The organism is Bacillus sp. JJ1764, from assembly GCF_036962145.1.
Lineage (GTDB): Bacteria > Bacillota > Bacilli > Bacillales > Cytobacillaceae > Neobacillus.
Genome location: NZ_JBALNY010000022.1, coordinates 1 through 15304 on the forward strand (window position 1 = coordinate 1; position 15304 = coordinate 15304).

A 15304-nucleotide genomic window follows, 5' to 3' on the forward strand; every position below is an offset into this window, starting at 1 on the left:
CAAGATGGATAAATAGTATAATATTCATTGTTTTAAAAAGGTATGATAATATATTTTTCTTCTATTCTAGGAAAAAGGTCGTGGTTTTGTTTTGCATGCAGCTAAGAAATCTGCTCTCAGGCAGCCATCATTTACAAACTTTTGGCTGTCACGAATTTTGTCTTCAAGTTCATTCCAGATGTTGTCCGTTGCAATCGGGTGGCAAATGTATGAAATAACACATGATGCTTTTAGTCTGGGGTTGGTAGGTCTTGCGCAGTTTATTCCAATGGTCTTGCTCACATTGGTGGTCGGTCAAGTGGCAGACCGCTTTGATCGCAAAAGGATTGTATTAATTGCTCAACTGATTGAGGCTGTGATGGCTGCTCTTTTGTTATACGGAAGTCTTGCCGGCTGGTTAGGCCGTGAGCAAATTTTGCTGGTTGCCGCTATTATCGGTGCTTGCCGTGCTTTCGAAGGGCCCACTTCTTCAGCATTGTTACCGCAGTTGGTGTCACCAAGGGATCTTCCGCAAGCCATTTCCATGAGTACGACAGCTGGTCAAACGGCTCAAATCATTGGTCCAGCCCTAGGAGGTTTGCTTTATTCCCTAGGTGCGGCATATGTCTATAGCTCGGCAACGGTGGCATTAGTTTTGTCTTGCGTCCTCACATACTTAATCAGCTCCCAGGAGCAACCAACCCGCAGATCGGAACCTATATCCATACGCTCCGTTTTCTCGGGTTTGGTCTTTGTCTATCGTCATCCGGTTATACTCGGAACGATATCACTTGATCTTTTTGCTGTCCTCCTTGGTGGCGCTACAGCACTGATGCCGATTTTTGCACAGGATATTTTACAAACAGGTCCTTGGGGATTGGGATTAATGCGGACTGCACCAGCAGTGGGTGCCTTAGTCATGTCCATTATTCTGGCTTATTTTCCTCTTCGGAAACAGGTAGGAATCACTCTATTTGGAGCACTGGCCATTTTTGGTTTGGCAACCATTCTTTTTGCGCTTTCGACAAACCTTATCATATCGTTGTTTGCTCTCCTGATAATCGGTGCATCGGACGTGATCAGCGTTGTCATAAGGTCTTCACTCGTACAGCTGCAAACACCTGATGAGATGCGGGGACGAGTAAACGCGGTGAATGCGCTATTTATCGGGACCTCCAATCAACTTGGTGAGTTTGAGTCCGGTATGTTGGCTGGCTTTGTTGGAGCGGTTCCGGCTGCTTTTATTGGTGGACTCGGAACGATTTTTGTAGCTGGTCTTTGGATGCTTTTATTTCCTTCTATCAGAAAGCTTCGGTCTTTATCTTAAGACATGCTTTCAATATAAAAGGGTCAGACTCCCCTCACCATCAAATATAGGGGGACTGACTCTTTTTTTGTAAAAAATTACAAAAATCAGTTGATAATTGAATAAATAATGACGTATCATTGATGATGTATCATTGATTTTTTATAGGAGAGGTTGTTTATGAATAAGGTTGAGGAGCTGCGATTCCTAATTTTAGCTGCGCAAAGAGAAGGAAGCAGAATGTTTACCAGTGTCCTACGTCCATTAGGGTTAACATCATCCCAGAGTGAGGTTCTACGTGTACTTTTTGATTATGAACCTCTTTCCCTTGCTGAACTTGGTAAATTGTTAATTTGTGAGACAGGAAGTCCTAGTCGATTGGTGAATAGAATGGTTGAGGGTGGATTTATCGAACAGAAAAAATCAGAAACAGATTCCCGAAAAGTAACACTTACTTTAACTAAGAAAGGAAGAGATGCCGTTTTAAAGATTATGGCTGTCGAGACAGAAACGTATCACTCCATCGATACTATGCTTGAGGGATCTTCCGTATCTGAATTAATAGATGTACTTTGGAAGTTTGTTGATGGAAAACCAACAGGGAATGCATTGCATCTGCGGAAAACTCAAAAAAAAAAAATAACCCTAACAGGTGAATTCAAGTAGGGAGGGAGAAGATCATATGATTAATTTCATAAATAGTGTTTTAAACAAAATCTCGAATGGTAAAACTGTAATCGTTCTTCTTACGGTGACTCTATCATTTATGGCAATGATTAATCTCGTAAATCTGCCTGTCAGTGTACAAAGGATTGACCAAATCTCGAATGGTGCTGGGATTCTTGATATGAAATTTTACTTCACAAACAAAGAAGCCTATCAACTACTTGATATCATACAACCGGATGGTAGAAAAATCTATTTCAATTTCCTTCTTTTTATTGATATGATCTTCCCCTTTTTGTACTCTCTTTCCCTAGCTGTTGTCAGTAAGTTCATTTATCATAAAGTGTTTCAAAGTAATTCGCACCAAGTATGGATTCTCATCCCGTTTGTTGCAGGAATATTTGATTATTTGGAAAACCTCACTATTATTACATTACTAAAATACTATCCAATACATCTGGACTTTCTAGCGTCTCTTGCAGGGTATCTAACTGCAGGAAAATGGATTTTCTCCGTAATAAGTTTACTTAATATACTGTTAGCTCTCCTGTATATGGCTTGGCATTATGGGTTATGGAAATTTACTAAGCACAAATGAACTGGGGGAAAGAGGAAGTGGTGAAGATTCTAAATTAGGAGGCAGATGTTTATTAACAGCAAATTTATATAAAACAAAAAAAGGTTTGCTGGTTATTGCAAAAAAGGCAGAGAATGAGCGGGGAATGGAGGTGCTATTTTATAATGTTTCCCCTTTGTCGAATCATTGTTTATTGACATTTTTGATAATTCGTGAAATTATTAAATAGAAAACCTCACATTCCCTCTTGCTTTATAATCACCTTTTTAAACCTTGTATTAACATAAAATCCCTTGTATGAATGGTATATTAATGATTTATCCCTCTTTTTTTGAACATCCTCTTAATTGAACCTTCATGTTATTTCATCCTAACCCCTTTTTATACATCTATCCTATTTTTAAAAACAAACTTGAAAGGAGTGATATTTATGTAAAACTAATGAAAATCATTTATAGTCTTTTAGGTTTTGTTCACTATTTCACATTTATAATTTTGAGGAGGAAAAATTATGGGTCATGATATTTTAGGATTAAATAGGGCAGGAGACGAAATTGCTTATGCACGTTTTAGTATGGGGAATTATAATGCAACGATACTCTACCGTTTACTTGATGCACATCATTTTTATGCTGGGGTTAGCGGATCAGGAGGCAGTTCTACTTTTTCAAAACAACAAATTGAAAAGGCATTAGTTGCCTTCCATCAATTATACAATAAGGGTGCTTCCACCCATTCAAGTTATGATACCTTACCATGGGATCTAAAACAAATCCTGGTTTTTATTAAAAACTGTTTAGTAACAGCACAAAGAGAAGGCAGTGTTAAAGTGTATTTTGGCTGATGTTTTCATTTCCCCTAAATTCTTCAACTACTTTCCATTTCCAGCTCATCCCCCTGCAAAAGAAACACTGCTAAGCTAGTTATCCTCAATTTAATTTTCCTATCTTTGTAAAAAACAATCGGAGTGGCTCTTCTTTTGATTTGCCTTTTGATGCCAAGCAGGTGAATTTGAATTTTTATGATTTTTTCTTGCTATGAAATGCATTTCATAATTTACACTAAAGATAAGTTATGGAACAAAAAGCAATCGGAAGGTGAATTTAATGAATAAACGCAGTATTATTTTTTTTGATATTGATGGAACATTATTAACTCATGATAAAGAACTGCCACCCTTAACAAAAGAATCAATCTTTAAACTGAAAAAGTTTGGGCACGAAGTCGCTATTGCGACAGGGAGGGCTCCTTTTATGTTTGAGGATCTTCGAAGAGAACTGGATATTCATACATTTGTTAGTTATAACGGTCAATATGTTGTATTAAATGGTGAAGTATTATCCACAAATCCCTTAAATAGTCCATCACTTGAAAAATTAACAGAAACAGCCCTTCTAAATAATCATCCAGTAGTGTACATGGACCACAAAGATATGAAGGCAAATGTCCCAGAGCATACGTATATAGCGGAAAGTATTAGCACATTAAAAATTGAACATTTTCCTACGTTTGATCCTAATTATTACAAAGACAGGGATCTTTATCAAACCCTCTTATTTTGCCAGGTTGGTGAAGAGAAACAATACGAAGAGATGTTTCAAGAGTTTGATTTTGTGAGATGGCATCCTCTTTCAGTCGATGTCATACCAAAGGGAGGGTCAAAGGCAAAAGGAATTGAACAGATTGTTAAAAAACTCTCTATTCCTGAGGATCGCCATTATGCCTTTGGCGACGGTCTGAATGACATAGAAATGCTTACCACAGTAAAAAATAGTGTTGCAATGGGAAATGCAGTGGATCAGGTAAAGAAAGTAGCAAAATTCGTTACACAAAGTGTTGAAGAGAATGGGATTACTCATGGTCTTAAAATGGTTGGGTTGCTATAACACAACAAAATGTAATTAAAAAATAAGAAAACACAGTGAATGTAAACAGGCAACTTCTCAATAGAGGTTGCCTGTTTACTTTTTTGATATTTACGATATAGACATATTGTGTCCTAGAAATTAATAGATGGATTTTCACCTTCGAGAATGGTCTTTACTCGTTTGCCAATAATCGGATGATATTGAGGATGAGTCAGGATATAGAACTTTTCATCCTCGATGGCAGTAAAAACACTCATGCCAATTGAGTCAATTGGAATACCAGTTTCGATGACATGGCGGGCTCTTTCCAAACCGGCTTTATATGAAGCACTTTGAAAATATGGTTCCTCAGGTGTAATCGCGAAACGTTCAGGTCGATGGCGATCACTATGATGTAAATCGGTTTGGACAAATCCAGGGCAGAACACGGACATTTTAATTTTTGAATTTTGCGCCTGCAGGCTAAGATAGGTGGTTTCCGAAAGCGCAACAGATGCATGCTTGGAGGTATGATAAGCCACCATTCCATGTGTAGAAAGTAAGCCAGCTACTGAAGCCGTATTGACGATATGACAAGGTGTATCCTGCTTAAGCATGATTGGAATGAAAGCACGCAAGCCATAGAATATCCCATTCACATTAACGGACATGATCCAGTCAAAGTCTTTAGCGGGAATCTCCCAAATTGGTCCAGGCACGACAACACCTGCATTATTAAATAACAGGTCAACACTGCCGAACGTATCAACAGCAGTCTTTGCAAGCTTTTCTACTTCTTCATAAATCGAGACGTCGGTCACGACGGCAACAACCTCAGCACCCATTCCGGCAACGAGTTCTTTTGTCTTCTGCAAATCAGCTAGGTCAATATCGGCAAGTACAAGCTTCATTTCTCGGGCGGCACATTCTTTTGCGAATTCAGCCCCGAATCCGTTGCCAGCTCCTGTGATGACAGCTGTTTTTCCTTTAAAGTCTTTCATTATAAAATCTCCTTCTTGTTGAAAATGGGTTTTTATACTATCTCTATTAGGGTATGGTTCAGTTCCCATCTCCCTAGGCAAGGAAGCAGGCATCCTCTGTCAGCTCCTGCTTGGGAAGGGGGGAACCGAAGAACCTTATAGAACAAAGGATTTTTCAAAACCTTCGCGGATGGCATCAGATACTTTGCCTGCTCTGCTGGAGTCACCGACTACTCGAACCTTGCTTGGGAAGGCTTCTTCCAGTTGTTCGAGAAGTCCTTTTTGCGCCTTGACACCAAGGGACAGGACTATTTGTTGTGCTACTAAGGTTTGAGGTTGTCCTGATTTTGTATGAACCACCGTTACAGAATCTTTACCGATCGAGTCCACCTTGTGATTGGTGACTACTTGGACATTGTATTGTTTCAGTTTTTGCGTGATATCATAAAGAATGGAAGCATAAATGCCATTACCAATTTGTTCCTGCATTTCCACTATTGTGACTTCATTGCCTTGTGTTGCCAACAATTCAGCAGTTTCACATCCTGTCATACCTGAACCAATGACGACTGTCCGTTTTCCAATAAAGGAGACTGAACCATCCAAGATATCGTTCGCCGTACATACACGAATATCATCGACACCGGGAATTGGAGGAATGATTGGCTCTGCACCTGCTGCCCAGAAGACTGCATATGGATCCAATGCCTGAATATCCTCAACAGTTGGCTCTGAATGCAGCTTTATTTCTACGTTGAAGCGAAGTAGTTCACGTTTTTGGTATTCAACAAACTCAGTCATGAGCTTCTTGCCGGGAGGCATTCCTGCTAGTCTTAGGGCACCGCCCAACTGACCTGACTTTTCAAAAAGAACAGGTTTAAAACCGCGGTCTGCCAAGGTTCGGGCCGCTTCCATCCCTGCAGGACCACCGCCGATGATGATCACAACTCGACCATTACCACTCTTATCCAATGAGGAAAATTCTAATTCGCGTCCTACACGAGGATTGACTGCACATTTCACAACTCCTCCCTTACTAAGGGTCTCAATGCAATGCAGGCATCCGATACATGGTCGGATTTCATCATCTTTTCCATCCAATGCTTTGTTGCTCCATTCCGGATCGGCAAGCTGGGAACGCCCAACACCGACAAAATCAAGAATTTCTTCTTCAAGCAGACTCTCGGCAAAGTCTGGGTTTTTTATAGTTGAAACAGCAATAACCGGGATTTTTACAGCTTGTTTGATCCCTGCTGCTAAATGTTTCTTCCAGCCTTGAGGATAGGAGGTTGGTTCAATGATGGTCACACCTGATTCGTAGGTTCCACTGCTAACATTGATGGCGTCTACGCCGATACTTTCCAGATAACGAGCAATTTTAATGGAATCCTCGAGCTTCAAGCCGCCTTCAACAAACTCATCGCCACTTAAGCGAACACTGATTGGGAAAGTCGATCCACAAATATGCTTGATTCCCAATATAATTTCAGTAATGAAACGCATCCTTTTAATAAAATCTCCGCCATATCGGTCTGTCCGGTGGTTTGTATATGGACTTAAGAATTGGTTGATTAAGTAACCGTGGGCTCCGTGAAGCTCAACGCCATCAACCCCAGCCATTTGCGCAAGTTTTGCGCCTGTCACAAATTTCTTCACAAGCCCTTCCACTTCTTCCGTTGTCAAAGCCCGCGGCATTTCCACAGTACGCTTACACGCAATGGCACTCGGTGCGACTATTTGCCTACCTTCAATCAATGCGCTGTGTGTTTCTCTTCCGGGATGATGTAGCTGGACAAAAAGCTTTGTATCATATTTATGAACGGTGCGGACAAGTCGTTCCAGTTGTGGAACATGCTGTGGCTTAGTCAGAGTCAATTGGTTTGCACAGCCAGCACCGTACTCCTCATCAATTTTAGTAATCTCGGTAATAATCAGACCGCAGCCGCCTTTGGCGCGTTCTTCGTAATAGGCGATAATTTCCTGTGACGCTTCACCAGTTGAACTGGCCAATGCTGTACCAATCGCAGGCATCACAATTCTATTCTTTAACTCCAAATTGCCAATTTTCCCTTTTGAAAATAAATGTTTGTACTTCATGTGGATCCTCCTTGTGAAATATTGAACAATCTATAGTTCTACATTATCAAATTTCAAACAAGCAACCCATGTTCTTCGAAGACAAATCTTTGGTTCTGTTTTGTTCAATTGGTACAAGTCAAGACAGCTTGGTTGCATGGGGACGAAGTGTTGCTAAAAAAGGATCTGCTCCAAGGCATATCACGAACAGTCCACTCCTGTGAACAAAACCGCAACAATTGTTCCCGAACCTATTCTTTCTAAAACGATAAAAATATAATGGAGTGAAGAGGTGAAAAGGATGATTTCCATTACAAATGTTCATACCCACCTAGCCAACTTCGAACCTAAAATATGGCAACCGCCACAAAAAGATGCATCACTTCGCGATATTTACTTTTTGTCAACAAATGATTTGGGAGATTCCTCATTATTGTATATGGGTACTGTTTCGGCAGTTCTTCCAATAATAGATATGGTTCATCATAACAATTTGCTTCTTATTGAGGATGTACCGATTACTGTATCAATTAGGACTAAGCTGCTTCAGCAAGGATGCACCCTAATTGTTCTCCCAGAAGGTACTGATTTGTTCAGAACTTTTAATTTTGTAAAAAAGGTATTTTCTGAGCAGCACTTGTTTTATCAGGAATCTTACCACCTTTTCAATGAACTAATTACAAGCAAGGATCTTGTACATGTTATCGCTCTCGCTGAAAAAGAGCTAAATAATCCAGTCATCTTAATTGATGAGAGCTTCAAAGTCCTTCAATATTCAAAAAGAATAGTAGTGACTGATGAAATTTGGGCGAAGAATATTAAGAATGGCTACTGCTCATATGAGTTCGTGTCCGAAGTAAACAAGCTGAATTCCGTTAGGCAATCCCCTTCCACAATGGAGCCTTTTTCTGTTATCTGCCATGCCAATAAAATTACCAAGTGGGTCAGTAAACTATATTTGGATAATAAGATGATTGGATATTTGGTGATACCAGAATGTCACTCTCAGTTGGAGAAGGAGCAAGTAAAGTTGTTGTCGATGTTTTGTAAAATAATGGTTCATCATGTAAGTCGTACGACACACCAGTATTCCTCCAAATTGATATCCCAGGAGAAGCTTTTTGTTGATTTAATAGAAAATCAGATTCATTCAGAATCCGAGCTCACTGCCCGGTTAAAACTTTCAGGGTTATCATTATTAAAACCTTATCAACTTGTGATGATTAAGGGTGATTCATTTGAAAAAGCGAGGAAAAAAACAGAAACACTGCATACTCATCTTTCGCGATTGTATCCGGATGGACATCAGTTCATTTATAAAGATTCACTAGTGCTTCTCCTATCACAAAAGGAATGGAACCATAATTACGAAGCTAAGAAGCAATCGCTTTCTGAAATTCTTGAACAAAAGAATCTTCGGGCCATCTATAGCGATTCAATTGTCAATTTACTCGATTTATCCACCCACTATCATTCCTTAGTACAGGGCTTTGAATTAGCAACCATCCTTGTCAGACAGAAGGTTCTGCTACCCTATAATGACTTAAAGTTCTATCAGCTGCTGCATGATATGGCCGAAAAAGACAAACTACTTACATAAGCCACCCGGCCATCTTGACGCTATTAAACTATGATAAGGAAAATAACACAGACTATTACGAAACCCTGCAAGCCTACCTCCTAAACAGACAAAACCTGAATGAAACAGCTAATCAGCTTTTCATCCATCGAAATACTATCAAATATCGTCTGAATAAAATAAACGAACTAAGCAAAATTGACTTAACAAATGGCGAAACTGTCTTTCAACTTGCCTATAGCTACAAAATCCTTCATTACGTAAGAAAAAGAGGAGTTCTTTAAAAATATTTTAAGTAAGTGCTTTTTCTCTTTTTTGATATTTAATCGACGGTAAAGTATTATAAACTAATGAAATAAGGGTTTTTTGAGATAAAGGACAGGCACCTGTAACTTAACTAGGAGGACTAATAGTGGAAAATAATGATATATTAATTCGATTAAGATACGCACTGGAAATCAAAAATAAAGAAATGGCAGAGATCTTTAAACTTGGTGGAGTGGATATTTCGGTACCAGAAGTCATTCAGATTCTCACAAAAGTAGACGAAGATGACATAGAAAATGACAATCAAATAAAATGTAATAACATCATGTTGGATTCCTTTTTAAATGGATTGATTATTTATAAAAGAGGAAAACAGGAGCCCAAGCCGGGACAGCCTAACACGCCTGAACCTCCAGTGCCGAATAGTGCAAACATGAATAATCTCCTGTTAAAGAAAGTGAAAATCGCCTTAGCTTTAACGACTGAAGATATGCTGGATATTTTTAAAGAAGCGGGAATTCATGTTTCAAAGGGAGAGCTTGGAGCTTTGTTAAGAAAAGCGGGACATAAGAATTATAAAGAATGCGGCGATAAATTTGCTAGGAATTTCTTAAAGGGCTTAGCGATCAAATACAGGGAATAGTTCGTTTGGTGATGATATGATACATACTTACTTAGGTGAGACCATACGATTCGAGGTCAAATATAAAAATCGTACATCTATTGGAATGACGATAGATGGTTATGGAAATGTGGAAGTCCAGGCTCCGAAAGGGACACCTGATGATCGAGTGCGCCAGTTATTAGAGAAAAATTGGGAGCTTATTCAGCAGAAAATAAAAGAAATGAAAGCTAGGCTGGATGGGCCGCAGAAAAAGGAATATGAGTATGGTGAGCGTTTTCTTTATTTAGGAAACGCCTATCCCATCCAAATTGTTCAAGATCCTACTATCATGCAAGATTATGTAGGGTTTAAAGAAGAGAAACTCCAAATATATGTTAAGCAGCATGATGCTGAAAAAATTAAACAAGCACTAAAACGATTTTATTATCAGCAGTGTAAGGGTTTAGTGGAGAAAAGCATAGCCACCCACCAATGCAACTTCAAAACAAAACCGCGGTCCATTCGAATTACGGATAGCAAAACAACTTGGGGAACCTGTGATTCAAAACTGCAGTTAACCTTTAATTGGAGACTTGCGATGGCACCACAGGAGGTAATCGACTATGTGGTCATCCACGAAATGTGCCATATGGTTCATCTAAACCACGATCGATCCTTTTGGCGCCTTGTTGGAAAACTAATGCCTGATTATAAGGAAAAGGAAAACTGGTTGACTTTATCTGGTTGGAAAATGACTGTTTAATAACCTATTAAGAAAATGCTCCGGACATGTATAAGTGGATGTGAAGTTAGAGTAGGTATTAAATATGTTATTACTTGTGGTGTGGGGAACCGTATCATAAGTAAATGAGGTTTTGAAAATTTAACATACTAAATAGCTCATCTATAAGAAGGGGAAAAATGAAGAAGTACTATGATTTAGATAAAATCCATGAATCTATTATCAGTAATAGATTTGAAGCAGATGTTCTGTCAATGCTACAAAAAAATAGTCTGGATGATACGATTGATTATATCAAAGTATCTGGTATTTGCTTAAATAAATATGGAAAAAACAAATATCAAAATCGTTTAAAAAAACTATTAGATGATTTAAAAAGAATGGTAAGTGATTCAGAAACCGAAAAAATATTAGATTTAGAAGACGAAATCAATTTGTTTCAAGATTTGATTGATCAAAATAATCAATTAATGAATAAAGTTATGAAGTTTTCCTTTTTTGAAAGTGAAGACTTGCTTTCAAATTTGCTGATTATGGGACAGAAAATGGCTGGCAGCATGTTTATGTCAACAACAATGGATTCAAATAGGTATGAGTCAAGTATAGAAGCCTATTCGAAAGTACTATGGTATGTTCTCTTTCAAAAAAAATCAAAATTAACTGATAAAATTTCTTGCGACGAAGATATAGAGAATCAGATGGAGAAAACAATTGAAAATGCTGTTATAGATTTTCAATTGGGAAATTGGATAGATGACTGGCAATTTGCTGGTACAAGGATTTTTAAAGATAAGAAAAAAACAAAGATTAGGTTATCGAATGATAAATTAAGGGTAGATATTGCTAAAAATAGATATCTAACAACATTAGAAGCAAAAATGGCTAGGCAAACTTTTGAGAGTCAATTTAAAAATTTTCTAACGGAAAGAGAAATGTTTGAAGACTTGTATCTCAATTATAAGAATGATATTGAATTTATTAAACAGTTTTTAAATATAGAAAATCCTCAAGCAATTATCGACAAAACTATAGGTATAAGTTTAGACGATCTATGTCAAATATACTTTATTTTGAAAGAATTAGCGTTTCAACATATATTGACTTTTGAAGAACCTATGAAATTAAGCGATGCCTCAGTTGAAAGAAACATTCCTATCTATTCTTTTGATGAGATCCATGATTTTTTAGTTAAAAAGGGAATAGATGAAGCAAGAATTGATAGGCTAATAAAATTAGTTATGTTCACTAGTAGTTCTGAGAGTATTTTTGAAAGCCCGCTAATTCAAATAGATAAGAATAGGTATACAATAATTCCTCAAGTAACACTAACATTGAATATTACTAGTTCAATAATGAGATTAATGGCTAAGAAATCCATTTTAGGTGAGAAGGGTTACGGCTATGAAAAAGTATTTAAGAATCTAGTAGAAGAAAATACAAATTCACGATTTATTAATATTAAGACTAAAGATGAAAATGAAATTTATGAACTCGATGGAGCGTTTCTTATAGGGAAAACTTTATATTTATGTGAAATAAAGAATTTTGCTCATATTATTTGTTCATATGAATACTATAAAATGAGATTCAAAATTGATGAAGCAATTAATCAGATGATACGTATTTCTAATTTTTACACACAAAAACAAAACCTTAACAACCTATGTAATTTATTGGGTATAAATAATGAAGAAGTTGAACAAGTGGAAAAAATCATTATAATCTCATCTTTTTTAGGTGAATCAATTGAAAAAAATGGAGTTAAAGTTGTTGAAGGCATTTTAACAAGAAACTTCTTTAAACAAACATATCCTAAAATTATTGAATCGTATAAAAATCAATTATTATCCAATAAGACTATAAAAGACTTTATTCCTTTTGAAAACAATGGTATAACGGATAAAAACTTTAATTCGTTAATAAAGGAAAATCCGTATTTAAGAGTGGAAAAACGACGATTCAAAAAAGACTTTAAAACTTATAAACCACTGAATTTAAGTTTACAGTTTAATGAATTAAAACAGCAAAATATAAGTTTCAAAAAAATAAAGGTATAGTAAGTAACTGGATCTATGTCAAATTTTTGGACATACAAAAGTTAATTTTTTACTAGGTGGGGAGTGTAAAATTAACTGTGTAAGTAAGGAATACGTACGGTTCCTTACTCACACAGTTTTTTTTTTGATAGAATTATAAGTATAAAGCTAAAGGAGTGTTTGTGATGGGAAAATTAAAAAGAGATCCTAACTCCGTAGAATTAGCTAACAAGATTATTGAACAGTACCAACCTAAAACTGTAGAGGATATGCAAAATGCATTGAAAGACATATTTGGCCCTATGTTTGAGTCAATGTAAAAAGGTGAAATGAATCATCATTTGGGTTATGTATCAAATGACAAGGGAGAAAAAGAAACAAGTAATAGGAGAAATGGGTACGGGAAAAAATTAGTTAAAACCACTGCTGGAGAAGTTGAGATTGCTGTTCCTCGTGACCGTAATGGTTCGTTTGAGCCACAAATAATCCCAAAGCGTAAAAGAGACGTATCCGCCATCGAGGACAAGGTCATCTCTATGTACGCCAGAGGAATGTCTCAACGAGATATTTCTTCCACTATCGAAGACATCTATGGCTTTTCAGTGTCTCATGAAATGGTATCCGAAATTACAGATACAGTGCTTCCTGATTTAGAAGAGTGGCAGAATCGTCCTTTAAGTAACTGTTACCCTTTTGTGTTTGTTGATTGTCTCTATACTACGATTCGTAACGACTATGAAGCAAAGAAATACGCTGTCTATACGATATTAGGTTATACCATGGAAGGAAAGAAAGAGATCCTTGGTTTATGGTTAAATGAAACAGAAAGTAAGCATAAATGGATGCAAATATTTGATGAAATAAAAGCTCGTGGTGTTGAAGATATTTTTTTTATTTCTATGGATGGAGTAAGTGGGTTAGAAGATGGAGCTCGTGCTATTTTCCCACAAGTTACCGTTCAGCGATGTATGGTTCACCTTATTCGAAATTCGATTAAATACGTTCCAAGTAAAGATTACAAGCCTTTTACTGTTGCCCTAAAGAAAGTGTATGCAGCCCCAAGCCTTAAGGCATGTCATAGTGCGTTTGAATCCTTTCAACAACAATGGTCAGCTTATCCAGGAGCTATTGATGTTTGGAGACGAAACTTTTCTCATGTTGAACAACTATTTGATTATGGAAGTGCCATACGCAAAATTATGTACACTACAAATGCTGTTGAAAGTATCCATTCTAGCTTTAGGAAGGTCACTAAAAAAGGAGCCTTTCCTAATGAGAACGCCCTTTTAAAAGTCTTGTATTTACGAACAAAAGAACTTGAAAACAAATGGGAAGGTGGACATATCCAACAATGGGCACTGGTCATGAACCAGCTATTAATTCATGACCACCTTAAGGAACGTGTGATGAAATATTTAGAGTAACTTACACACTTTTCTTGACAAGCCCACTAGGTGCTTGCCCCTTAATAGTGGGAAGGCGATGGGACTCTTTTCAGGCTCACCGAATATCCCTCTTTTTGAAGGTTGTAATGAATTTTGGTTATTTTTTCGATTAGTTCCTTGTTTTCCCGTTCACGATTAGACTCCGCATGTTATAAAGATTGATAGTACGTACTGCTAGGGGTCTCTAGAACTTCACAAAGTGTTTGAATGGCATACTGCTCTTTATGTTTATCAATAACTAAAACACTCTCGAACTGGGTTACTTTCTCGCGAATATGGGCAAGCAAAAGAAATATTTGCTACAGTTAATAATAAGTAAAATTACAATAAGTGATAGGAAAAAGATTGATACCATTCAAATACAATTAAATAACAATGTTATTGATCGTTTTACTTTAAAGGAGAAGAAAAATCGTCTGAGGATGATTTTTCTTCTCCTTTTTTGGTTTACTTTGATATTTTATCTTAATTATACAAAATTAGTAATAGATTTAAATGTTACGAAAGGAAAGTATTGGTATAATTATTATATAATTATAAATCAGAATATACTGGTTATCTTGTGGAGGTGGAATATTTAAATGAATGACCTACTAGAGCTAAAGACAATAGAAGAGTTAAAGAATTATAAATTCTTAATTCCTTCATATCAACGAGGCTATCGGTGGACAGATAAAGAAATTAGATTACGGTATATTGATGCAACAAAAATATGAAAAAGGTGTTTACCATGACGTTGCCTATATTGAAGGATATGTGAATGGTTTAATACATTTCTTATTAAATGGAGAGCTTGACCAATTACCATGTTACTATGTGCTAGGGTATGAAGAAGAAATATTTAATTTTGAAGAGTACCTAGAAGTAGCACCAACTTCAAAAACCCTTCATCCCGAATCTTTTAATTATGCTCTAAAAATTGCAAATAAAATTGAAAATAAAACTGGGGATACCGTTTTTCATCATACACCTTTTTTATAATAAATTATATTTTGAAGGAATGAGATGACTAAAATAATAACAAAAGGTATTTTAATGGGGGTGTTCAGATAGTTTGTTAAATCTACCATGAGTATATACTTGTATATGTATTTTTTTTGAGATATTTGCCTCCTTTTCAATATTAATACTAAATAAGTGGTGAAATATTTTGCTGAGTAATATAGAATTTACAGATTTGTTACTCTCCTTGAATATAGA

At 36.7% G+C, this 15304-nt stretch carries 13 protein-coding genes and 1 pseudogene; 12 read left to right on the forward strand and 2 right to left on the reverse strand.

The genetic code is table 11. The features are described from left to right. Window positions 1–91 precede the first annotated feature (91 nt). The 5 genes from V7083_RS03800 (at window position 92) to V7083_RS03820 (ending at window position 4414) form a co-directional block, all read left to right on the forward strand. Window positions 92–1306 carry an MFS transporter gene (locus V7083_RS03800; RefSeq protein ID WP_335475540.1) on the forward strand — a complete coding sequence of 405 codons (1215 nt, stop codon included), beginning with the start codon at window positions 92–94 and terminating at the stop codon, window positions 1304–1306. A 159-nt stretch (window positions 1307–1465) separates the two neighbouring features. Continuing rightward, window positions 1466–1951, forward strand: a complete 486-nt coding sequence (locus tag V7083_RS03805; RefSeq protein WP_335475542.1) for a MarR family winged helix-turn-helix transcriptional regulator — start codon at window positions 1466–1468, stop codon at window positions 1949–1951. Window positions 1952–1967: 16 nt separating this feature from the next. Continuing rightward, the gene (locus tag V7083_RS03810) at window positions 1968–2549 is read left to right on the forward strand and encodes a hypothetical protein (protein WP_335475544.1); all 582 of its coding nucleotides are present in this window, start codon (window positions 1968–1970) and stop codon (window positions 2547–2549) included. Window positions 2550–3039: 490 nt separating this feature from the next. Continuing rightward, window positions 3040–3372: a hypothetical protein gene (locus V7083_RS03815; protein ID WP_335475546.1), complete on the forward strand. Its 333-nt coding sequence runs from the start codon at window positions 3040–3042 to the stop codon at window positions 3370–3372. A 262-nt stretch (window positions 3373–3634) separates the two neighbouring features. Beyond that, window positions 3635–4414 carry a Cof-type HAD-IIB family hydrolase gene (locus tag V7083_RS03820; protein WP_335475548.1) on the forward strand — a complete coding sequence of 260 codons (780 nt, stop codon included), beginning with the start codon at window positions 3635–3637 and terminating at the stop codon, window positions 4412–4414. Window positions 4415–4527: 113 nt separating this feature from the next. Here the strand turns inward: V7083_RS03820 and V7083_RS03825 are convergent, their stop codons facing one another. Together V7083_RS03825 and V7083_RS03830 are read right to left on the reverse strand one after the other, a co-directional pair. Continuing rightward, complete coding sequence (locus V7083_RS03825) at window positions 4528–5376, reverse strand: SDR family NAD(P)-dependent oxidoreductase (protein WP_335475550.1); 849 nt, start codon at window positions 5374–5376, stop codon at window positions 4528–4530. A 135-nt stretch (window positions 5377–5511) separates the two neighbouring features. After that, window positions 5512–7452: an NAD(P)/FAD-dependent oxidoreductase gene (locus tag V7083_RS03830; RefSeq protein WP_335475552.1), complete on the reverse strand. Its 1941-nt coding sequence runs from the start codon at window positions 7450–7452 to the stop codon at window positions 5512–5514. Between the two features lie 280 nt (window positions 7453–7732). Between V7083_RS03830 and V7083_RS03835 the strand changes: the two genes are divergently transcribed. From V7083_RS03835 to V7083_RS03860, 7 genes and pseudogenes are all read left to right on the forward strand, one after another. Then, on the forward strand, window positions 7733–9031 hold the full coding sequence (locus V7083_RS03835; protein WP_335475554.1) for a hypothetical protein: 1299 nt from the start codon (window positions 7733–7735) through the stop codon (window positions 9029–9031). A gap of 14 nt (window positions 9032–9045) precedes the next feature. Further along, a complete protein-coding gene (locus tag V7083_RS23710; RefSeq protein WP_438823690.1) occupies window positions 9046–9294 on the forward strand; it encodes a helix-turn-helix domain-containing protein in 249 nt (82 codons plus the stop codon). A 128-nt stretch (window positions 9295–9422) separates the two neighbouring features. Continuing rightward, entirely contained in the window at window positions 9423–9920 is a 498-nt protein-coding gene (locus V7083_RS03840) for a DUF1456 family protein (protein WP_335475556.1), read from the forward strand. A gap of 16 nt (window positions 9921–9936) precedes the next feature. Continuing rightward, on the forward strand, window positions 9937–10644 hold the full coding sequence (locus V7083_RS03845; RefSeq protein ID WP_335475558.1) for a M48 family metallopeptidase: 708 nt from the start codon (window positions 9937–9939) through the stop codon (window positions 10642–10644). A 158-nt stretch (window positions 10645–10802) separates the two neighbouring features. Continuing rightward, on the forward strand, window positions 10803–12680 hold the full coding sequence (locus tag V7083_RS03850; RefSeq protein WP_335475560.1) for a hypothetical protein: 1878 nt from the start codon (window positions 10803–10805) through the stop codon (window positions 12678–12680). A gap of 155 nt (window positions 12681–12835) precedes the next feature. Then, window positions 12836–14083 (forward strand): annotated as a pseudogene (locus V7083_RS03855) (IS256 family transposase). 720 nt (window positions 14084–14803) lie between these two features. After that, window positions 14804–15085 carry a hypothetical protein gene (locus V7083_RS03860; protein ID WP_335475562.1) on the forward strand — a complete coding sequence of 94 codons (282 nt, stop codon included), beginning with the start codon at window positions 14804–14806 and terminating at the stop codon, window positions 15083–15085. The last annotated feature ends 219 nt before the right edge of the window (window positions 15086–15304 follow it).

What these genes read in the sequence shown, in the direction of transcription:
- V7083_RS03805 (WP_335475542.1), top strand. Translation starts at nt 1,466, where the DNA reads ATGAATAAGGTTGAGGAGCTGCGATTCCTAATTTTAGCTGCGCAAAGA.
- V7083_RS03850 (WP_335475560.1), top strand. Translation starts at nt 10,803, where the DNA reads ATGAAGAAGTACTATGATTTAGATAAAATCCATGAATCTATTATCAGT.
- V7083_RS03830 (WP_335475552.1), bottom strand. Translation starts at nt 7,452, where the DNA reads ATGAAGTACAAACATTTATTTTCAAAAGGGAAAATTGGCAATTTGGAG.
- V7083_RS03845 (WP_335475558.1), top strand. Translation starts at nt 9,937, where the DNA reads ATGATACATACTTACTTAGGTGAGACCATACGATTCGAGGTCAAATAT.
- V7083_RS03820 (WP_335475548.1), top strand. Translation starts at nt 3,635, where the DNA reads ATGAATAAACGCAGTATTATTTTTTTTGATATTGATGGAACATTATTA.
- V7083_RS03860 (WP_335475562.1), top strand. Translation starts at nt 14,804, where the DNA reads ATGCAACAAAAATATGAAAAAGGTGTTTACCATGACGTTGCCTATATT.
- V7083_RS03810 (WP_335475544.1), top strand. Translation starts at nt 1,968, where the DNA reads ATGATTAATTTCATAAATAGTGTTTTAAACAAAATCTCGAATGGTAAA.
- V7083_RS03835 (WP_335475554.1), top strand. Translation starts at nt 7,733, where the DNA reads ATGATTTCCATTACAAATGTTCATACCCACCTAGCCAACTTCGAACCT.
- V7083_RS03825 (WP_335475550.1), bottom strand. Translation starts at nt 5,376, where the DNA reads ATGAAAGACTTTAAAGGAAAAACAGCTGTCATCACAGGAGCTGGCAAC.
- V7083_RS03815 (WP_335475546.1), top strand. Translation starts at nt 3,040, where the DNA reads ATGGGTCATGATATTTTAGGATTAAATAGGGCAGGAGACGAAATTGCT.